The sequence below is a fragment of the Dyadobacter sp. HNCC25DJ183 genome (assembly GCF_056895175.1).
This window is the reverse complement of record NZ_JBXHAP010000011.1, coordinates 120,405-140,940: the sequence shown is the minus strand read 5'-3', so window position 1 is coordinate 140,940 and position 20,536 is coordinate 120,405. Positions and strand designations below refer to the sequence as shown.

22 protein-coding genes and 1 tRNA gene are annotated in these 20,536 nt (G+C 45.4%); 8 read left to right on the top strand and 15 right to left on the bottom strand.

The features are described from left to right. Positions 1–104: 104 nt before the first annotated feature. Complete coding sequence (locus AC1XTG_RS25115; protein WP_015813280.1) at positions 105–1,130, bottom strand: rod shape-determining protein; 1,026 nt, start codon at positions 1,128–1,130, stop codon at positions 105–107. Positions 1,131–1,303: 173 nt separating this feature from the next. Between AC1XTG_RS25115 and AC1XTG_RS25110 the strand changes: the two genes are divergently transcribed. Genes AC1XTG_RS25110 through AC1XTG_RS25100 form a run of 3 tightly spaced genes read left to right on the top strand, consistent with a single transcriptional unit; the run spans position 1,304 to position 4,437 of the window. Further along, positions 1,304–2,809 carry a GH3 auxin-responsive promoter family protein gene (locus AC1XTG_RS25110; protein ID WP_484843843.1) on the top strand — a complete coding sequence of 502 codons (1,506 nt, stop codon included), beginning with the start codon at positions 1,304–1,306 and terminating at the stop codon, positions 2,807–2,809. Positions 2,810–2,826: 17 nt separating this feature from the next. Further along, positions 2,827–3,987 (top strand): 1-deoxy-D-xylulose-5-phosphate reductoisomerase, encoded by a 1,161-nt coding sequence (locus tag AC1XTG_RS25105; RefSeq protein ID WP_484843842.1) that lies wholly within the window; start codon positions 2,827–2,829, stop codon positions 3,985–3,987. Further along, entirely contained in the window at positions 3,988–4,437 is a 450-nt protein-coding gene (locus AC1XTG_RS25100; RefSeq protein ID WP_484843841.1) for a hypothetical protein, read from the top strand. 56 nt (positions 4,438–4,493) lie between these two features. On the opposite strand, the gene AC1XTG_RS25095 is transcribed toward AC1XTG_RS25100, so the two are convergent. The 5 genes from AC1XTG_RS25095 to AC1XTG_RS25075 form a co-directional block, all read right to left on the bottom strand. Beyond that, positions 4,494–5,258, bottom strand: coding sequence for a glycosyltransferase family 2 protein (locus tag AC1XTG_RS25095; protein WP_056279096.1), 765 nt, complete (start codon positions 5,256–5,258; stop codon positions 4,494–4,496). Positions 5,259–5,316: 58 nt separating this feature from the next. After that, positions 5,317–6,126, bottom strand: a complete 810-nt coding sequence (locus tag AC1XTG_RS25090) for a glycosyltransferase family 2 protein (RefSeq protein WP_484843840.1) — start codon at positions 6,124–6,126, stop codon at positions 5,317–5,319. A gap of 27 nt (positions 6,127–6,153) precedes the next feature. Then, positions 6,154–6,972, bottom strand: coding sequence for a phytanoyl-CoA dioxygenase family protein (locus tag AC1XTG_RS25085; RefSeq protein WP_484843839.1), 819 nt, complete (start codon positions 6,970–6,972; stop codon positions 6,154–6,156). A gap of 99 nt (positions 6,973–7,071) precedes the next feature. After that, on the bottom strand, positions 7,072–8,007 hold the full coding sequence (locus tag AC1XTG_RS25080) for a glycoside hydrolase family protein (RefSeq protein ID WP_484843838.1): 936 nt from the start codon (positions 8,005–8,007) through the stop codon (positions 7,072–7,074). Positions 8,008–8,058: 51 nt separating this feature from the next. Beyond that, the gene (locus AC1XTG_RS25075) at positions 8,059–8,940 is read right to left on the bottom strand and encodes a class I SAM-dependent methyltransferase (RefSeq protein WP_056279109.1); all 882 of its coding nucleotides are present in this window, start codon (positions 8,938–8,940) and stop codon (positions 8,059–8,061) included. Between the two features lie 196 nt (positions 8,941–9,136). On the opposite strand from AC1XTG_RS25075, the gene AC1XTG_RS25070 reads away from it, so the two are divergent. Then, complete coding sequence (locus AC1XTG_RS25070) at positions 9,137–10,330, top strand: M20 metallopeptidase family protein (RefSeq protein ID WP_484843837.1); 1,194 nt, start codon at positions 9,137–9,139, stop codon at positions 10,328–10,330. On the opposite strand, the gene AC1XTG_RS25065 is transcribed toward AC1XTG_RS25070, so the two are convergent. Beyond that, positions 10,320–11,054, bottom strand: coding sequence for a polyprenol monophosphomannose synthase (locus tag AC1XTG_RS25065; RefSeq protein WP_484843836.1), 735 nt, complete (start codon positions 11,052–11,054; stop codon positions 10,320–10,322). The genes AC1XTG_RS25070 and AC1XTG_RS25065 overlap by 11 nt on opposite strands. A gap of 50 nt (positions 11,055–11,104) precedes the next feature. Further along, positions 11,105–11,464: a DUF4296 domain-containing protein gene (locus AC1XTG_RS25060; RefSeq protein ID WP_229238516.1), complete on the bottom strand. Its 360-nt coding sequence runs from the start codon at positions 11,462–11,464 to the stop codon at positions 11,105–11,107. A gap of 84 nt (positions 11,465–11,548) precedes the next feature. On the opposite strand from AC1XTG_RS25060, the gene AC1XTG_RS25055 reads away from it, so the two are divergent. Genes AC1XTG_RS25055 through AC1XTG_RS25040 form a run of 4 tightly spaced genes read left to right on the top strand, consistent with a single transcriptional unit; the run spans position 11,549 to position 15,026 of the window. Continuing rightward, positions 11,549–12,436, top strand: a complete 888-nt coding sequence (locus AC1XTG_RS25055) for a DUF58 domain-containing protein (protein ID WP_484843835.1) — start codon at positions 11,549–11,551, stop codon at positions 12,434–12,436. A gap of 40 nt (positions 12,437–12,476) precedes the next feature. Beyond that, entirely contained in the window at positions 12,477–13,373 is an 897-nt protein-coding gene (locus tag AC1XTG_RS25050; RefSeq protein ID WP_082489045.1) for a hypothetical protein, read from the top strand. A gap of 7 nt (positions 13,374–13,380) precedes the next feature. Further along, positions 13,381–14,397, top strand: a complete 1,017-nt coding sequence (locus AC1XTG_RS25045; protein ID WP_484843834.1) for a VWA domain-containing protein — start codon at positions 13,381–13,383, stop codon at positions 14,395–14,397. Beyond that, complete coding sequence (locus tag AC1XTG_RS25040; RefSeq protein WP_056279122.1) at positions 14,397–15,026, top strand: ribonuclease HII; 630 nt, start codon at positions 14,397–14,399, stop codon at positions 15,024–15,026. Before AC1XTG_RS25045 ends, AC1XTG_RS25040 begins: the two co-directional genes overlap by 1 nt. Here the strand turns inward: AC1XTG_RS25040 and AC1XTG_RS25035 are convergent. The 7 genes from AC1XTG_RS25035 to AC1XTG_RS25005 form a co-directional block, all read right to left on the bottom strand. After that, on the bottom strand, positions 14,984–15,520 hold the full coding sequence (locus tag AC1XTG_RS25035; protein WP_484843833.1) for a DUF2480 family protein: 537 nt from the start codon (positions 15,518–15,520) through the stop codon (positions 14,984–14,986). The two genes, AC1XTG_RS25040 and AC1XTG_RS25035, sit on opposite strands and share 43 nt — an antisense overlap. Before the next feature lie 71 nt (positions 15,521–15,591). Continuing rightward, the gene (gene tsaB / locus AC1XTG_RS25030) at positions 15,592–16,284 is read right to left on the bottom strand and encodes a tRNA (adenosine(37)-N6)-threonylcarbamoyltransferase complex dimerization subunit type 1 TsaB (RefSeq protein ID WP_056279128.1); all 693 of its coding nucleotides are present in this window, start codon (positions 16,282–16,284) and stop codon (positions 15,592–15,594) included. 37 nt (positions 16,285–16,321) lie between these two features. Continuing rightward, positions 16,322–17,974 (bottom strand): S41 family peptidase, encoded by a 1,653-nt coding sequence (locus AC1XTG_RS25025; RefSeq protein WP_056279130.1) that lies wholly within the window; start codon positions 17,972–17,974, stop codon positions 16,322–16,324. Positions 17,975–17,987: 13 nt separating this feature from the next. Further along, positions 17,988–18,386 carry a ribonuclease P protein component gene (locus AC1XTG_RS25020; RefSeq protein WP_082489046.1) on the bottom strand — a complete coding sequence of 133 codons (399 nt, stop codon included), beginning with the start codon at positions 18,384–18,386 and terminating at the stop codon, positions 17,988–17,990. A 124-nt stretch (positions 18,387–18,510) separates the two neighbouring features. After that, positions 18,511–18,669, bottom strand: a complete 159-nt coding sequence (rpmH, locus tag AC1XTG_RS25015; RefSeq protein ID WP_035333740.1) for a 50S ribosomal protein L34 — start codon at positions 18,667–18,669, stop codon at positions 18,511–18,513. A 71-nt stretch (positions 18,670–18,740) separates the two neighbouring features. Then, positions 18,741–20,156: a hypothetical protein gene (locus AC1XTG_RS25010; RefSeq protein ID WP_484843832.1), complete on the bottom strand. Its 1,416-nt coding sequence runs from the start codon at positions 20,154–20,156 to the stop codon at positions 18,741–18,743. Between the two features lie 137 nt (positions 20,157–20,293). Beyond that, positions 20,294–20,366 (bottom strand) — tRNA-Met (locus AC1XTG_RS25005). Positions 20,367–20,536 lie beyond the last annotated feature (170 nt).

The following is a 20,536-nucleotide window of genomic DNA, read 5'->3' as shown; positions in this document are numbered from 1 at the left end:
TCACCTGGCGCACGAATACGTTGTGCGGCGCACGATGTACAAAAATATAAAATTTTCGAACGTCGGGCCTGAGGCCAAATTGATAAACTATGCGCGAGCCGATCCTAAGAAATCAATACAGGCTTGTAGAGTTCGAGGTTTTTGAGAACTTCTCCAGTACCTTTTACCACCGCCTTTAAAGGATCGTCAGCAATGTGAACCGGCAGTTTGGTCTTCTGCGCGATACGTCTGTCTAATCCGTGGATCAGAGCCCCGCCGCCTGTCAGGTAAATACCGTTTTTGAAGATATCAGCTGAAAGCTCAGGTGGAGAGATTTCCAGCGCCTTCATAACGCCTTCCTCGATTTTGGAAATGGACTTATCAAGAGAATACGCGATCTCACTATACGTCACGCGAATTTCTTTCGGAATACCCGTCATTAAATCGCGCCCGCGGATCTGGTAATCATCCAAAGGCACTTCCAACTCAGGCGAAGCTGAGCCGATAGCCATTTTAATCAGTTCCGCAGAACGTTCACCGATCAGCAGGTTGTGCTCACGGCGCATATAATCGACGATATCACGAGTAAAAACGTCCCCCGCAATGCGTACAGACTGCTCGCAGACAATACCTGAAAGTGCAATTACGGCGATTTCAGTAGTACCACCACCAATGTCCACGATCATTACACCGTTCGGCTGGGTAATGTCGATTCCTATACCGATTGCGGCTGCAATGGGCTCGTGTACCATGTAAACTTCCTTGGCACCTGCATGCTCGCAGGAATCCTTAACCGCACGTTTTTCAACTTCCGTAATTCCCGAAGGAATACAAACTACCATTCGGTGTGAAGGCGTGAAAAAACGGCTGCCGGTATCGATCATTTTGATCATCCCGCGGATCATCATTTCGGCTGCCGTAAAGTCTGCAATTACACCATCTTTGAGTGGGCGGATTGTTTTTATATTTTCGTTGGTCTTCTCATGCATTTGCATGGCCGTGTGGCCGATCGCCAGAACTTTGCCCGTGGTTTTGTCCATGGCAATGATAGAAGGCTCGTCAACTACTACTGTATCTTTATGAATGATCAAAGTATTGGCAGTACCTAAATCAATCGCAATATCGCTAGTCAAAAAATCAAACAATCCCATATAATTTGTTAAAATTTGCGCTCACTTTGATTTCAGGTTGGCAAAATTACAGATTATTGTCCACAAACAAAGGCATTTAAAAAATTTAGGAAGTTGCCTCAAAGTGGGTAAAAATACGTCATAATTAGCCCCTTTGACAGAATTTACAATTACTACGTACCTTTGTTTTTACTATGGGAATCAAAGCAATTTTGAGTCAGCCGCTGGCGCGATATATTGTTCAGCAGCAGAAGCAATGGATCTCTGAAAGCATTGCGGTTCAGGAAAAATGGAGGCAGGAATTAGTCGCCAAAGCGGCCGGTACCGAGTTCGGGAAAGACCACCATTTCCGGGATATTCAATCTTATTCAGACTTCAAACAGGCCGTGCCGGTTTCAGATTATGAAGACCTGAAAGGCTACATCGGCAAGATCAAAGAGGGGGCAGACAATATCCTCTGGCCAGGCAAGCCGCTGTATTTTGCCAAAACTTCCGGAACTACTTCCGGAACCAAGTATATACCGATCTCCAGAGACTCCATTTCCAATCACATCGACTCGGCAAGAAATGCCATTTTGACGTACATTGCTGAAACCGGGAAATCTCAATTTTTAGACAAAAAGCTCATTTTCCTGTCTGGCAGCCCGGTACTGACAGAAACAGGCGGGGTACTGACAGGTCGTTTGTCAGGTATCTCCAACCACCACGTTCCGGGTTATCTGCGGAGAAACCAAATGCCCAGTTACGAAACCAACTGCATTGAGGACTGGGAGACCAAGCTGGAAAAGATAATTGACGAAACAATCGACCAGCCCATGTCACTGATATCCGGGATTCCGCCCTGGGTACAAATGTATTTCGACAGGATTATCGAGCGGACAGGCAAGAAGATCAAGGACGTTTTTCCGGACTTCTCTCTCTTTATATATGGAGGAGTTAATTTTGAACCTTATCGTGCAAAATTGTTCGAGTCCATTGGCAAGTCCATCGATTCCATTGAACTGTATCCAGCCTCGGAAGGCTTTTTTGCCTACCAGGATGTGCAGCATGAAGAGGGATTGCTGCTTTTGCTGGATACCGGCATTTTCTATGAGTTTATTCCTGCTGATCAGTTTTTTGACAAAAACCCGCCAAGATATTCAATCGGTGAAGTGGAAGTTGGCAAAAACTACGCGATGATCGTGAATAACAATGCAGGACTTTGGGGCTACTCGCTTGGTGATACTGTGCGATTTGTTTCTACAAACCCATATAAAATCCTGGTAACAGGAAGGATCAAACATTTTATATCCGCATTTGGCGAGCACGTGATCGGAGAGGAGATTGAAAAGGCGCTTAAATTTGGAATGGAGCGGCACCCGGAGGTAGAGGTGGTCGAATTCACGGTTGCACCAATGGTAAACCCGCAGGAAGGCGGGCTCCCTTATCATGAATGGTTGGTTGAGTTTGCTACTTTGCCTAACAATATGGAGCAGTTTGTGGCAGATGTAGACCGTCGCCTGACAGAGCTGAACATTTACTATAAGGACCTGATCGAGGGAAGTATCCTGAAAACGCTGCAACTGGTACCACTTCCGAAGAATGCATTTATCGATTTCATGCGTGCAAATGGAAAGCTGGGCGGACAGAATAAAGTGCCGCGGTTGTCCAACGACAGAAAGATTGCAGATGAATTGGTGAAGTTCAGAAACAGGGGATGACCTTAAAATAGAAAAGAATGAAGAAGAGAATAGCCATTTTAGGGTCAACCGGATCAATTGGAACGCAAGCGCTTGATGTGATCAGCGCCAATCCTGAGGTATTTACCGTAGCCGTACTTACTGCCGGCAACAACGCCGATTTGCTGATAGAACAAGCAGTTAAATTCCTGCCTTCCGAGGTGGTAATTTGTAATGGAGATCAGTTTGACAAGGTAAAAACAGCACTGGCCCCATTTCCGGTAAAGGTATATCAGGGTGAAGAAGCATTGGTTTCCGTAGTCGAAAGCTACAATGTGGATATCGTTCTTACCGCAATGGTCGGCTACTCGGGGCTGCTGCCTACTATTCACGCGATCAAAGCCGGGAAGACAATCGCATTGGCGAACAAAGAAACGCTGGTAGTAGCCGGTGAGCTCATCACAGCTTTGGCCAGGGAACATCATGTAAGTATATACCCTGTTGATTCAGAGCACTCTGCTATATTTCAATGTCTTGCGGGAGAGGAAAACAATGCGATCGAGAAGATTATCCTGACTGCATCTGGCGGCCCGTTCAGAGGAAAGGACCGTGCGTTTTTGGCTGAGGTAACCAAAGCGCAGGCATTGAAACACCCCAACTGGAGTATGGGCGCGAAGATTACCATTGATTCGGCTACCTTGATGAATAAGGGGCTTGAAGTGATTGAAGCAAAGTGGCTGTTTGACTTGCAGGCTTCCCAGATTGACGTGATCGTGCATCCGCAAAGTATCATTCATTCGCTGGTGCAGTTTGAAGATGGCAGTATCAAAGCACAAATGGGCTTGCCGGACATGAAGCTCCCCATTCAGTATGCATTGGATTATCCTAATCGCCTGAAATCAGATTTTCCAAGATTCAATTTTGCTAATTATCCTTCACTAACATTCGAAAAGCCCGACCTGGAAACTTTCAGGAATCTCGCGATCGCTTATGAAGTTTTGGAAAAAGGCGGAAATGCAGCCTGTATCGTCAATGCCGCAAACGAAATAGCTGTGGATGCATTCCTGCACGACCGGATAGGATTTCTGGATATTTCGGACGTAATTACCGAAAGCCTTGCCAAAATAGCTTTCATCGGTAACCCTTCCTATTCTGACTATGTTGAAACCAATGAAGCAACCAGGCGTTTTGCTTCTGATATGATCCAGGTGAAAGTATAAATGAAAACCACCCTTCTCAAATACTTATCTGTTGCACTTGCCAGTACACTCAAATTCTTTGGCGGTCCGATCACGGGTGTAATCCTGAAATTAACCTGGATAGAAACAGCAATCTGCTCCGCAATCGGGATGATGTTCACTGTTCTGATATTGACGTATATCGGAGGAGGGATTCAGACATTTATTAAAAAGCGAAGAAAGTCGAGGCCTAAAAAGTTTACCCGGACAAACCGCATTGCAGTCAATATCTGGAAACGTTTTGGTATCATCGGTATCGCTTTTCTAACCCCGCCATTGTTTACGCCACTCTTCGGGCCGATCCTTGCAGTAGCATTCCGCGTCCCGAAACACTCCATATTCATGTGGATGTCGCTAAGTGCGATTATCTGGGGACTTGGGATTTCCTACATCGCACATAAGGTCACATTCATTCAGGATTGGATCAAGTAGCATTGCCGCAGTGGTCAGCGGCTGTTCCTCATCGGCTGTTCCACGGCGGCTGTTCCTCAGCGGCTCACTTCTTTCTTTGGCGCAGTTGTTTTCTTCATGAAATCTCCCTGCGAGAAGTACTTTTCAATGAGGCAGTACATCAGGATAAAGAAATACCTGCTTCCCATTTCCTTTATTTTGAGCTTTGACTCGCCATATTTCCGGTTTGTCCAGCTGTTTGGTACAACCGCATAATTAAAGCCACGCACCATTGCTTTCAGCGGAAGTTCAATGGTGAGATTGAAGTGAGGAGCTAAAAAAGGTTTGATACCCTCGATGGTTTCCCGTTTATACAGCTTGAATGCATTCGTAGTATCATTGTACTTGATCCCCATTACAATGCGAACAATGAAGTTAGCGACGCGGTTGATCACTTTTTTCAGTGCCGGGTAGTCAATCACCTTTCCGCCTTTGTCCCAGCGGGAGCCGAATACGCAATCGTAATCGCCTTCCACCATTTTGTTATAATATTTAACAAGATCTTCGGGATCGTCGGACATATCGGCCATGAAAACGGCTACACAATCTCCTTTAAAACGTTCCAATCCATATCTTACTGCATATCCAAAACCATTTGGACCCGGGTTGGTGTAGTAAACCAGTGTGGGAATTTGAAGTGAAAGCTCGTCCAATACCCGCAACGTTCCGTCTTTGGAATTATCATTGGTCACGCATATTTCGTGAGGGATATTGTATTTATTTAATGTATTGTAAAGAGATACCAGCGTGTGTGTAATGGACTCTTCCTCATTATATGCTGGTATTACGACGCTTAGCTTCATAAAAGTCAGTAGTTGAAAACAGTACAAATTAAAGATTATTAATTCGAACTGCCAATTTTCAGCGTATTGCAAGCTTGGCCTCGTAGCCTGCTATCGTTTTTGAGACAACGTCGTGATACTTGTAGTCCAGCCACTTGTCTACGTTTTCAAACATTTCCTTTCTATTTTGTAAAAAAGGAATATTTGTATGTGCGTGAACATTGCTCAGCCCCGCACTATGCTTTCTGTATACCCCCATTACATCCGGCAGGTAACCGATTTTGCCTCTTGCGGCAAGCTGTATCATCAAAGCCCAGTCGCCTGCAGCGGCTTTCGCGTGCCATTCAGCAAAATCATGATCCTGGAAAGGATTCCGGTACAACCAGCTTGCTGTGGCGAAAAACCATTTGTCTTCCAGGATATCTTCAATACCCGAAATTAATTTCTGATCGGGTTTATTAAACAAATGTTCAGGAGATCCATCTTCGTAAACAACGCGCATATTATGGTGACACACGCTGAAATCGGGGTTTTTATCCAGAAAGTCGACCTGCTTCTGCAATTTCAGCGGGTCTGCCCAGTAATCATCGCCTTCGCACATGGCCACATATTCGCCTTTGCAGGCTTTAACCAGTTGCAGCACATTATTGCGACCGGCAAATTCCCGCGGCTCGCTTGGGCCCTGGTTCTCAGAATGCAGAAAAGCCCGGATTTTGCCGGGCTTTCTCTTTTCATAATCTCTGATAATATCTTGCGTACGGTCCGTAGACGCATCGTCGCCGATTACAATTTCAAAGTCAAAATCAGTTTGTTGCATGAAAGCCCCTTCGAGCATCTGTGCAATGTACTTCTCGTGATTATATGTCGGAACGCAGACTGATACTTTCATGTGTTGATTTCATCCAGATTTTTAGGTTTAACTAAAAACCCCTTTCAACTGCTCCACGCTTGGGAAGTCAGGTGTTACCAGTTCTGTTTCCGGTTTATAAATGTACGCCATCGGGTAGCCGCGCTCGATGAATGTAGGTTCGTCGAGATTGTTGTACCGCAGCTGAACAGACCAGCGAATGTTGTTAGTAATGTTATTTCCTGATTGGTGGATCAAAAACGCAGAGAAAATCAGAATATCACCTACTTTGAACTCAGTCTGGACAAAATCCTCGTCTTTCAACTCGGCAGTAATTCCACCCTGGTAACCGGAAGTTGAAGATGCTCTCAGACCGGTTGTGTGGCTGCCTGGAATCACCTGCAATGCACCGATATCCGCACCGGCGTCAACCATCGGGAACCAGATTACAGTACTGTCCAGAGATCCCTGACCTGTGCGCCAGTCCTGATGCGCATCCAGTTTCCAGTGCTTGCTTCCATCTTTTGACAAAAACCGGCTGTTAAACTGCATTGCAGCACGTGCGCCGATGATTGGATTAGATAAACCAACTTCTTTCAAAAGGTTTTCGATCAAAGGATCAACACCAAGGCGATGCAGTGAAAATGTATGCTGTACCGTTTTGCCTGTGTTAACAAATGCATTGAAATCTTTCTCAAAAAATTCAAACATCGCGTTTTCAAATGCATCACGATCGTCTATATCGACCGACCTTCCGGTAACATGCTTGATCTGCGTCGCAAAGATTTTCCGCGCGTCCGTATATATTGTATTGATAATGTCTTTGTCGAGGTAATCTCTTAAAAGCACATAACCGTCTCTGTTGAACTGTTCTTGAAGTGTACTCATTTTCTGATTGCTTGTGTGAAGTTTAAGTAATAATGATCACTCAAAATTATTATTCTTTTGGCAATGCAGAAGTGACTTAGATCAGTCTTTTTCAGGAGATTAATCCTCCCAGACTGCATAAGCAAATCCCGCCGCACCAAAGCCATTTCCATTATACAGCAGATAACGTTTGCCGTTGTGCTGGTAAAAATTGGCGTAATCGATCATCTGATAATCGAAATCCTCCGGATTGTCTGATTTTGCAATTCCTACCAGATGGTCTTTCCGCTCCCAGGTTGTTCCGTCCGCAGATTCTGCATAGCCCAGCCGGTAACTCTGATTACGATCCGTGCGGTAATCCCGGGAATGACGGTATGAGTAATACATTTTGTAAATACCATCTTCCTTGAAAACGCTCGGCCGACCTACTGCGTGCAGAAAATCGTCAAAATCAAGTGTTGGAATGTCGCTGATCTCCCAGTGAATACCATCTTTGGAAGTAGCAGATTGGGCGCGGTAGTAAGGTTCAGGGTAACCGTGGATCCATTCGCATTTGTGCCCGGAAATGTACCACATCCGCCAGGTACCATCGTCGTCGATCATGACCGAAGGCTGGGCAGCCCACAACGGGTTTTGAATGCTGCGATCCATAATAGGGCCGACAAACTTTTTCTTGAAAGTCAACCCACCATCATGACTCTCCGCAAGTCCCATTGAAAGCCGGTAAGAATTATGCGTGCGGTTCCAGCCCGTGTAGTAAAGCCAGATATCGCCATTCGGGCGGTCTACAAACCATGCGGGCATTGCGCCGGTTTCGTCGTATTCTCCCGGTCCGCCGAGTTCCAGAATGGGCTTATCATGAACGTAGAGGATCTTTTTGGGATCGTCGTAATCCACATCTATAAAAGTCGGCCGCGATTGTGTACTCGCATCGCGGGTCGAAAAGTAAATGCGAAGAAAGTCTTTGTGTTTATATGCAAATGGAACCTGTGCGTGCGACAAACTATGTGGCATGCTTCCGTCAGGTTTGTAAATAACTCCTTTTTTAACCCACATGGAGAGCGTAATATTCTTGGTGTGTAATATTTAAAATGAAAGAAGTGAAAATTAGTCCACTGCCTTTTCAGCTCTGATCCGCCAGTTATCGACGAAATCTTTGCCGGGAATCGGAAGGTCTATATCCACTTCCGGTGCAGTTGCGGTCACTTTGAATTCCATTACATAAAATGCATTGCCAAAAACATAGTGCAGCTTGAAATTCTCAATGTTGGCAGGAAGGTCTTCCAGCGGTACCTCAGCCCTGAAAAGCGGATTTGCTTTAAGGAGCGTCGCATAAGTTGGTGTGTTTCTCAGCCAGGGAGCAATGCTTTCGTCGCCTACTACTACTTTTCCGCCCGGCCTCACTACGCGGGTCAGTTCCTCGAAAGCCTTTTTTCTCTCAGAGAATGTATTAATGCCGCCAAAGTGAAAAACAGCATCGAAGGTATTGTCAGGAAAAGGAAGGTAAGAGCCGTTTCCAAGAAAGTAATGCGCATTTACGTCCTCTGTATTAAGTTTCTCCTGTGCCAGTTTCAACATATTCGGAGAAAGGTCGGACAACACAGCAGTTCCGCCCGGACGGACCCTGTCGAGAATCAATGCAGAATCTTTGCCTGTTCCTGCGCCCACTTCCAGCGCTTTCATGCCCGGCTTCAATTCCATTAAATCAATGAAGAATTTTCTGGTAGCAGCCTCGTCAGAATGGTTTAAAGTTTCAAAAACCCACGAAACGCCCTTGTCATAGCGAAGAAATGCCTGGTCGTAAAGGTATTGCTCGCGTGCATCCTCAGGAAGCAGTTCTTTGGGATATAGCATATTGACAATCCCGGTGTCGCCTACTTCGTACACTGTGCCGTCCTGGCTGGTCAATGTTTTCTGATCTTCTGATATGGTTAACGGGGTTCCTGTAAGCGGACAAACCAACGATTCTAAAAACTCCTTTTGATTCATTTTGTGCTGTGCTGATTAATTCATGTCTGGTCAAAATTACCCTTTTTCTTCATACAACGTTCAATGTTAACCGCCTTCTTACCAAAAGGAAGGGCAACAGAGTTGTCTTGCAGGATCAGCACCGCAATCTATTTATCCTTAACTTTGGACGATTTGTAACCAAATACCGTCATTAAAAAGTAAGATCCGCGTTCCTATGTCTCAGCTTCTGGAAAAAATCAAAACGCTTGCCAAAGAACAGTCAGCAGATATCATTGCTCATCGCCGGCACCTGCACAGCAATCCGGAATTGTCTTTTGAAGAGTTTAAAACGGCCAAGTACATTGCTGCCGAGCTGACTGCATTGGGCTTGCAGCCGGAAGAGGGAATAGCTGGTACAGGCGTGGTGGCAATTATAGAAGGAAGAAACCCGGAAAAAAAAGTAGTGGGCCTGCGCGCGGATATGGACGCGTTACCGATTTTTGAAGCGAATGAAGTACCTTATAAATCAACAGTCCCTGGGGTAATGCACGCCTGCGGCCACGATGTACATACATCTTCACTACTTGGCACCGCGCGGATTTTGAACCAGATCAGAGGTGATTTTGAAGGAACTGTAAAGCTTGTTTTCCAGCCTGCTGAGGAAAAAGCGCCAGGCGGAGCTTCGCTGATGATCAAAGAGGGAGTGCTTGAAAATCCGAAACCAGCCAGTATGGTCGGGCAGCACGTAGCTCCTAATATTCCCGTGGGTAAAATTGGTTTCAGGGAAGGAATGTATATGGCGAGTACCGATGAGCTGTATCTGACAGTAAAAGGAAAAGGCGGGCACGCTGCTGCGCCTCACCAGCTGATCGATCCCGTTTTAATGTCGTCGCATATCATCGTCGCATTGCAGCAGATCATCAGTCGCAACAGAAATCCGGCCAATCCTGCTGTATTGTCATTTGGCCGCTTTATCGCAGATGGTGTAACGAATGTTATACCTGACGAAGTAACGATCCAGGGAACGTGGCGCTGTATGGATGAAGAATGGCGTGAAGACGGATTGCGGAGAATGAAGAAAATGGCTGAAAACATCGCCGAAGCAATGGGTGGAAGCTGCAATTTTGAGATAGTGAAAGGGTATCCATTCCTTAAAAACCATCCCGAGCTTACCCGCCGCGTGCGCACTGCCGCTACGGGGTACGTGGGTGCGGAAAATGTGATTGATCTTGACCTATGGATGGCGGGAGAAGATTTTGCATTCTACTCACAGGTGGTCGATTCGTGCTTTTACCGGCTGGGAACACGCAACGAAGCGCGTGGAATTGTTTCAGGTGTGCACACTCCGACTTTCGATATCGACGAAAGCGCATTGGAAATATCAACCGGACTAATGAGCTGGCTCGCGATTTCGGAGCTTAATGCTTGACGATATACCTTTTGAAGTAGCTATTGATTTTGAGGCTGATCACACCAAGGACAGCCTCTTTAAATATCCCTCTCGACATTTTGGAAGCGCCTTTAGTACGGTCTGTAAAAATGATAGGTACCTCCACGATATCAAATCCATATTTCCAGGAATTGAATTTCATTTCAATCTGGAATGCGTAGCCGATGAACCTGATATTATCGAGATTGATCGCGCGCAGTACTTTCGCGGTATAGCAAATAAAGCCTGCAGTAGGATCCATGATCTTCATTCCGGTGATCATTCTAACATAGGTACCTGCGAAGTACGACATTAATACCCTGTTAATGGGCCAGTTAACAACGTTTACCCCTGTAATATACCGCGATCCGATTGCTACATCGTGACCCTCCATTGCACAAGCTTTGTATAGTTTGATCAGATCTTCCGGCGGGTGGGAGAAATCGGCGTCCATCTCGAAAATGTATTCGTACCCTTTTTCGAGTGCCCATTTAAAGCCGTGAATGTATGCAGTTCCCAATCCAAGCTTGCCTTTGCGCTCTACCATATGCAGGCCCGCAAATTCATTCATTAATTTCTTAACCACATCAGCAGTACCGTCCGGTGAACCGTCGTCAATGATCAGCAGGTCAAAAGGATGCCCGAAGCTGAATACTTTCCGGATGATTGCTTCAACATTTTCAATCTCGTTGTAGGTTGGGATTACTACAATACAATTATTCACAGGATAGAGTTGTGTTTAGTTAAATGGGTGATTCACAGAAGAATAAAGACTCAGAGCTTAATATTGTTATTTTTCTCCCTAATCTCAATTTTCTTGTTCACTTTTTCGTAAATGCGTGTCATGAGCTGCGGGTGGGACATATAGTAAGTATAACTCTTGGAATATGTCAGCGTATCCACCTTGTGTCTCTTCCATATATCGGCCTTTAAGTGGTTAAAGATCATCAGGGAAGAATCCAGCGAGCGGAGGTTGAGGCGGTTCACCCGCGACTCGGCTACGTGAATGTCGGTGAGGATAGCGGCCATCTTTTCTTCCGACAATGTATTTTGCGGTGGTTTCTCCTCCTCGGAGCAGCCGCACAGCATTAGGACAAACAATATGAAAGAAGCGAACCGCATTGGTATATTCATGGCTAAAAGCAGCATCACTATCAAAATTCCTATCTTTGTTTAGATAGAACTGGTGACAAAGGTGATAATTTTTTTGCAAAACTTATGTTTGAACAGTTTTTGGGAAAGCTGCGGAAATATGAAATCCGCATGCGCAAAGCTGTAACCAGCGAGCGTCACGGCAACTTTCACTCCGTTTTTAAAGGTTCCGGTCTGGAATTCGATGACCTGCGGTTGTACCAGTACGGCGACGACGTGCGGGCGATCGATTGGAACACATCGGCAAAAGGCCACGGAACATTTATCAAGATATTTAAGGAAGATAAAGAGCAAACAGCCTTTTTCATGCTCGACGTAAGTGCGTCGCAGCACGTGGGAGAGGCAAAGAGGCTTAAAATAGATATTGCAAAGGAGATATGCGGGGTTTTGGTATTGTCGGCGATACAGGAAGCGACGCGCGTGGGCCTGCTCTGTTTTTCTGATCGTAACGAAAGGTATATCCGCCCTTCCGATGGAATGAAGCACGGGTACACGGTGATCTCCGAGCTGTACAAACTGGTGCCTGAATCTACCAGGACCAACATTGGTGAAGCGATCCTGGTTGCACTGAATGTTCTTAAAAGGCGCAGCCTGATCTTTCTGATTTCCGATTTTATCGACAGCAATTACCACCATAACCTCAAAGCACTTGCCCGAAAGCACGATCTGATCGTAATCCATTTATACGATTCACGTGAAATCAACCTGCCCGGGTTAGGCATTATTCCATTGTATGATGCAGAAACGCAAAGTACAGTTTGGGTAAACACATCTTCGAAACAATACCGGGAAGATATGTCAAGCCGCTTTGATCAGAGAAGTTCGGAGTTGAGGAGACTGTGTCACCAGAACCGCGCCGACTATATCTCCATTAACACACAGGAAGATTATGTACCTGCGCTTATCCATATGTTTAAAGTAAGGCGTTATACCAAAAGCAGTGCGTCGCAGTAATCGAATGGGAAGAGTGTTTTCTTTATTTTTTTTAAAAAAGATGAGCAGCAGTTTATTGCTGATCCTCTTTTTATATGCCAACGCATCGGCGCAGAAAATAAAACCTTCCGGCGTTTTCCTGACAGACAGCATTGAAGTAGGAAAGCCCGTTTATTTTGCGCTAAGTGTGCGTCACAAGCCAGGTACCGAAATTTTCTTCCCTGATTCATCGTACAACTTCTCACCATTTGAAATCATATCGAAGAAGATTTTCGTATCCAACACAGACGAAAAAGGAACCCTCGACAGCTCGGTTTACCAGCTGATATCTTTCGACGTAACACCTAAGCAAACACTCCGCCTTCCGGTTTTTGTGTTCGGGAGCAAAGACTGCACTTCTGTTTTCACAACTCCTGATTCCGTATTCCTGATCAGCAGCAATTTGGTTAAATCGACTGAAAAGCCGCTTCTAAGGCCGGAAACCGACCTGCTCCCATTGAGCAGCCAGTTCAACTTCTCCATTCTGATTGGTACTGTCGCGCTGGTTATTGGCGTCTCGGGTAGCATTTACTGGGTTTTTGGACAGGATATTTACAAGCAGTGGCAGCTGATCAAGTTGCAGAGGCGGCATTTGGAATACGTAAGGTCATTCAACAGGCTAATGCGCAATGCTCGGGAAAAAAACAATATCAAGGATGCGGAGAAAGCGATAATCGTTTGGAAAAACTATCTTGAAAGATTGGAGAAAAAGCCTTTTGCAACTTATACAACCCGCGAAATAATGGATAATATGCCCGATGATGCACTTGCCGACGCATTGAGGAACATGGACGGAATTGTGTATGGGGGCCAGGGTAAGTCCAAAAATATGGAGGTATACCTGGAAGTTTTAAAAACAGGTGCGACGCGTCTTTATCGTAGTAAAAGGAAATTTATACTGGATAGTCCCGTCAGCTGATCAAAAAATGGATGCATGGTTATCGCTTCGCTGGTTTACTTACGACATGTTCAAGTCGTACGAGTGGGTGTATCCTTACTTTTTGTATCTGATCCCATTCATTCCGATCCTTTTCTGGCTACGGAATGCATTGCATCGAAATCACAAGCAGCGGCTTACGATCACCTACACACCGGTAAGCGGCCCCGCTAATTTGCTCACATTGCTGCGCTTCGTGCAGCCACTTTGCGTGGGGCTCGCAGTTGCTTTCATTTTCGTAGCCCTCGCGCGCCCGCAGGTTGTTACGGAGCGTACAGATCAGTATTCAGAAGGAATTGATATCATGCTCCTGCTGGATATTTCCGATTCAATGATGGAAAAAGATCTTAATCCAAACCGTCTGGAAGCAGCCAAGAAGGTAGCGCGCAACTTCATCAAAGGCAGGTTACAGGACCGGATTGGGCTCATCATATTTGCGGGAGAGGCTGTTTCCCTTTGTCCGCTCACGACCGACTATGAACTTCTCTATGGTTTTCTGGATGAAATAAGTCCCAATATGATCCCCACAGCCGGAACCGCGATCGGCAGTGCTTTGGCGGTGGCAGTAAACAGGATGCGGGAAATGCCAGGTGAAAGTAAGGTAGCGATCCTGATCAGTGACGGCGATAATACCTCCGGAAACCTCGATCCGACCACTTCTGCCCAGCTTGCCAGTGCATTTGGCGTAAAAGTGTACACTATTTCAGTAGGCCGGCTGAAAAAGGCACCGCGCTCGGACAGCACCGCGAGCACTGCATTAATAGATGAAGGACAGCTTCAAAATATTGCAGGTTTGGGTAACGGGAAGTATTTTCGTGCTACGGACAATTCGGGACTGGAAACGGTGTTTAAACAGATAGACCAGCTCGAAAAAGTCAAATCGCGTGATATGCTGTCGCGGGATGTCAAGGATTTTTACAGAATATATCTTTATTGGGCAGTGCTTTTCCTGCTTGTAGCTATCGGTACCAAAAGCACATTCATGGCCAATATCCTCGAAGATTAATGCTTAAGCCTTTTTACAATATAGAAGCGATCGAAGCCGGCCTGGATGAGGTGGGAAGAGGCTGCCTGGCCGGACCGGTGGTTGCGGCTGCGGTTATCCTGCCGCGGGACTACAAACATTCATTTCTCAACGATTCAAAGCAGTTGACCAAAATACAGCGGCTGGAACTTGAAAAGGAAATAGTGAGAGAAGCGCTGGCCTGGGCGGTGGCTGAAGTAGACAATCTTGAAATTGATAAGATCAATATCCTGAAAGCTAGCTTCCTGGCAATGCACCGTGCGGTTGATAAGCTGACGATGAAGCCGGAACATTTGCTGGTCGACGGGAACAGGTTTACACCTTATCCGATGATCCCGCACACCTGCATTATCAAGGGTGACGCGCATTATCTATCCATTGCAGCGGCTTCAATCCTGGCCAAGAATTACAGGGATGCATTAATGGAAAATCTGGCTGCACAATTTCCATTCTACGGCTGGGAACATAACGTAGGTTACCCTACCATTCACCACCGAAAGGCGATCGGCTTACACGGGCCTTGCGCTTACCATAGAATGACATTCCGGTTATTGAAAGAAGACGCGGATCAGTCGGTGGAAGTCGAAACGGAAGATTTGGGTTTTTTATAAAGCGGGACGGTACTGCAAGGTTCGCCAAACATCAGACTTTGTACCACAGGTTTTAGAAGTCGGCTGATTTCCACGTAGGCACTTACCAGCACTTCTACTTTGCTGCATCCTTTTACCACTACTCTTTTGCCTGTAAAAGAATCAATGTCAATCTTTTGAATGGCATTATTGAAAAGCGTAGCCTCCAACGCAGCCAGGTCTCCGAAAACGATGGTTTGAGCGTGCGGTTCAAGATGGACAGCGAGCAGCATATATGCCCAGGTAGGTACAATCGCGTCTTCCGAACAGATAATTGCTACGTGCTTGCCTGCATACTGAGACCAGTCATGTGCTTTCAGGAACTCACGGAAATCCTTTTCCCGCAAAATCATTCCCTGCCACAAATTATCTTTGATATCATACAGGATACGTTCTCCCGGCTGGTGTAATTCTTCCAGGTCCAGTGAAACAATCCCACTTGTTGCTACGCGGTTTACGATCTCTTCGGCTTCCATTTCGGTTTGTATTTTGATAAAAAACCAACACGAAAAAGTTTGAGTTCGTTTAAGCGTATTGTAAAAAGCGGTTAAGCGAGCGTTTTGGATTTTCTTGGGGCAGGTGACATGAAGTCTTTTAGGTAATAAGGCTCGAATGCGGCCACATCTTCAAACTTCCCTGCATTGTAAGCATCCACAGCCAGCAATGCTACGGTTTTGGAAGAAGGATAAATATCTGCGGAAGGAAACAATGCATTTGGCTGGTCAGCAACAAGCGATTTGAACTTGGCTGAACCGTCGCCGAAGAAGACCATTTTATTTGTTCGCAAAAGATCTTCGAAGGAGTTTTCTGTCAGGATAGTGGCTTGTGTTGGAAGTACAGTTGCATTTTGCGCATCGAAAACGGCTGCGTAAACTTCCATTCTCCGTGCATCGATCATCGGGCAAAGTAAATGACCGGGATAAAATGGAGCAAGCTGCAATGCCATTGCTTCAAGCGTGTTAATAGCTAGCAAGGGTTTTTCCAGTGCATAACAAAGCCCCTTTGCTGTTGAAACGCCCACGCGAAGACCAGTGTAAGAGCCTGGCCCCATTGCAACTGCCACTGCATTCAGGTCACTTAACATATACCCTGCATTTTCAACACAGCTGGCGATGAGTGTAGTGAGCATGCCCGAAGAGGATTTATCAGTAAAAAGCTCGTAAACTGAAACAATTCCGGTTTCATTGGTAAGTGACACGGAACAGCCGCGCGTAGAAGTATCAATAGCTAGGATAAGCATAAACGATAAGCCCGTCGGTGTGACGGGCTGAAAGTGACTATTTCTTTTTAAGAATTTCGTTGTACCGTGCAGGCTCTTTGAAGAGGGCCAGTGCGGCTTTTACCTCAGTATCATTATTGAAAGAAGCTTCCCGAGTTCCTTTTTCAAGGTAATAATGCTTGATAATCTCTTCTTCCAGAATTCTCTTGATTTCCGGCTTGAATATCTGCAGATCGTTGTCTTTACTGTGTCCAAGCTTCGACTTCAATGCTTTTAACTGATCCTCAATCACTTCAAGCGATTTTTCCTTTTTAGCCGAAGCTTCCAGTTCACTTAGCTCGCGTTCCACTTGAGTGGTGTAATCATATTCTTTGTCGCCCAGCCATTTTACGAAGGCCGCATAATCCGCATCAGAAAGCTGGAATTCTTTGGCCGGCTTAATGGTAGGATGCTCAAAATGATATTTTACTGCGTAATCAAAGAACAACCGGTTGCGACCCAGTGAAGTAGCCAGTGGTGAATAGGTTTCCTTCTCTGTCAGGATATCAGGCAAAATACCGCCACCGTCAAAAACAGCCCTGCCGTTTTTGGTTTTAAACTCGGTCATCAACGAATCCGGGATCTTGCCTACACTGCCGTCGTCATTCCGGTGACTATAATCAATAGCCTGAATGCACCTGCCGCTCGGAATGTAATATTTGGCAGTCGTTATTTTCATTTTGGTATTAAAGGAAAGATCGCGCGTGGTTTGTACCAGCCCTTTTCCATAAGTCCTTTGTCCGATCAAAACGCCTCTGTCGTAATCCTGAATTACCCCCGAAACGATTTCAGCAGCGGAGGCACTTCGGTTGTTTGTTAAAACTACGACCGGAATATCCGTGTCAAGTGCGGGATTGTATGCAGTGTAAGTTTTATTCCAATCGTTTACCTTTCCTTTTGTCGAAACGATTTCTTCGCCTTTTGCGATGAAAATATTGGAGATCTCAATCGCCATATTCAGCAAACCACCCGGATTGTCGCGCAGATCGAGCACGACGTACTTCATGCCTTTTCCTTTGAGTTCCTGAAATGCATTGCGCACCTCGCGGGAAGCAGTTGCAGTAAAATCTTTCAGGTCGATGTAGCCTACATTCTCATTCAGCATTCCGTAATAAGGTACATTGGTAACTTTTACAATGTCGCGGTTCAGGCTGATTTCCAAAGGTTTGGTGATACCATACCGTTTTACGGTCAGCGTCACATTAGTTTGCGACTGTCCTTTCAGCAACTTTCCGGTATCGAAATCCTCTCTCGTTGACAGATCAATGCCATTGATCTTGGTGATTTCGTCACCTAGTTGAAGTCCGGCTTTTTGCGCGGGGGTATCTTCATATACCATCATCACAGTATGCTTTCCATCCTCCGAATTCACAATCGCACCGATACCATTGTATTTGCCGGTGGTCATTGTCATGTAATCCTCGATATCATCTTCCGCATAATACACGGTGTAAGGATCCAGCGAGCGGAGCATATTGTCTATGCTGGTCTTGATCAACTGATTAGGATTGATTTCGTCAACATAATATGCATTAAGTTCCTTGAAAAGAGTTGCATAAATGTCAAGGTTGCGCGCTATTTCGAACAGGCGGTCGTCTTGCCGGAAAGATACAAATGCGAGACCGCCAACTACGGGCAAAGCCAGCAACATGGAGCGGAAATACTTTTTCATCTATGTTCAGGAATTAGGATGGACTTTTGGATGAGGCCGGCAACTTTTCCAGTTTGGTGAGCGATTGCTTCATAGCCGATTCAATAACGTCGTAGGACACTATTTCTTTTGCAAGATATAAAAAAGCGATGTAGGAAGGTCTTGATTCAGTGGTTAATGTAACCAGTGAATGCTTGTTAAGCCGATAAGCTTCTCGGCAGCGCCGCCGGATCAGATTTCTGTCGACAGCCTTCTTGAAATTTCTTTTCGAGACAGAAAAGAGTACTTGCGGGGGGGACAGGGGGGCATTAATATACAGCACCCTAAAAGGAAAAAGGTAGAACGTGTGGACCTCCGAACTACCCTTTTTGAAAAGCCTGCCGATTATACGGGGGCTGCATAAACGCTCATTTTTACCAAATGTTTGTTTCAAGTCTTCTAATAAAAAAATGTCTGATAAACTTGATGATGGTCAAATTTATCAGACTATGAAAGACTTTGCTTCCCGGATTTACATCCTGGATTATCGCCCTAAACTCAGACCAATCAAACCTTGATTATTGCTTGTGGCGTTTTTCGTCAGAAACAGTCAGTTTCCAACGGCCTTTTTTACGACGGCCAGCAATCACTTTACGCCCGTTTGCCGTGGACATTCTTTCACGGAATCCGTGCTTATTTCTCCTCTTGCGATTCGATGGTTGAAAGGTACGTTTCATCTCAGTATCAAATTATTGCGATATAAATGTCTGTCTATCCCTAATTTTGGCTTGCAAAGGTAGAAAAAAAATTATTTATAGAAAAACTTTTTCTTAAAATACCATTCTGCACAGCCATTGTTAACTTCTACTGATGCCCAGGCTGGATCCCAGTCTGGCGTTACATTGAGGATTGTGTAGGGCATGTTCTTCAATTTTGGAACTGTTACCTGCTGCTCTTTTGTGCTCAATACCAGCTCGGTACGGGCGATCATTTCTTTGTTGTAACGGGCGGCACGGCCAGTCAGCAAGTCCGACCAGGCAGACCGGTAATTAAAATTGCTCAGGTATAAGCTGAAAAAGTAAAAAGCGACCACCCAGCTCAACACACCCAGGCTCAAAATAGGCCTGATGCGCTCTTTTTCCAATAACCAGAATATGATTACAAATACATTGAATGTCCATCCAATCAGCGTCCAAAAGTTGATCACACATTGTCCGCGAAGGTTAGGAGGCTCAGCGATAGACCAGTAAGAAGGAAAGTAGCTCAGGTAAAGCGCTATTGCAAAAACCAGCAATGAGAATGCGGGATGTACAAAGAAAAAGCTGAATTCCCCGGGCTTTCTCGAAGTATACAGTATGCAGGCAATCGGGATCAGGACAAGTGTAAGCACACACAAAGCAGGCGCCATTTTCGACAGATTATGAAATTCCCAGGTGAAACTGCTTTTCAGGGAAAAAAGCAAATTGTACTTCAATGGAGTGGGATAAAGTCCCGACTCTGCCCTGGCTGCATTTCCGGGTGCTGTCACAGACAATACGCCAAAAATCAGTGCGACCAGAGAGAGTACCAGAAATTTGAAATGTAATTTTTTATCAATAATACTCTTGAAAAAGAATAAAGAGCCGCACAGAATCACCAACCACACTAGTGTGTATTCATTCATTCCGATCAGTAAAATAAGACCTAGCGACAGCACTATGATATTTTGCGCAGTAATGGCCGGGTAATGCCGGAAGAAGTATGCCAAAAGGTAAAGCGTACTAATATCGGCAACCGTGTAATAGTAGCCGGTATACCAGTAAATGTAACCCGCAACGGAAGGCATTTCTGCGATAAAAACAAACAGCATTAAAAATGCGAGCAGGGCAGTCTGCCAGGTTGGCAATTTATTGGCCGATAATGCTTTGGCAAAGGTGATAAATGCATGCACATAGATCAGAAGCAGAATGGCAGGGGCGAGTTTGTAGCCAAAATAGGAACCATATGTAAGCGGCTGTGTGGCTGAAATGAGCGTTCCGATGTAACGCCCCGACCAGGTAAGCCAGTAATGCTTTTGGTAAGCCCAGTAACCCATGTCATTCACTGTCAGCGTATGACAATAATCGTCTGTTGTGGGGAAAGTGAAAAAGGATAATGCTACGAATGGAAGGAGGAGAATTGTAAACGCGAAAATCAGCAGCTTCACACGATTGTCAGCGCTTTTAAGCCACGTAGAATTAGTCATAGATAAACATTTCTGATGGATGTCAAACCGGAGGTTCAAACATAAGATTTTTCTTGGGAAGAATCGCAAACTGCTCAGTCGGGCTATTTTCCGGGCAATAAAAAAGGCCACTAACTTGTGATTAGTGGCCTTCGATGTAGCGGGAGCTGGACTCGAACCAGCGACCTTTGGGTTATGAGCCCAACGAGCTACCAACTGCTCCATCCCGCGGCGTTGAATTGGAGTGCAAATATACGGCATTATTTTGAATATGCCAGTTTTTTGCAAAAAAAATTAAGACAACTTTTACAGACTTACCACGTAATACTACGCCCTAACGCGCGGTTTGCTGCCCGGAAAACCGTAGGTTTGCATAATAATTGGAGGCAGCACCCTAATTA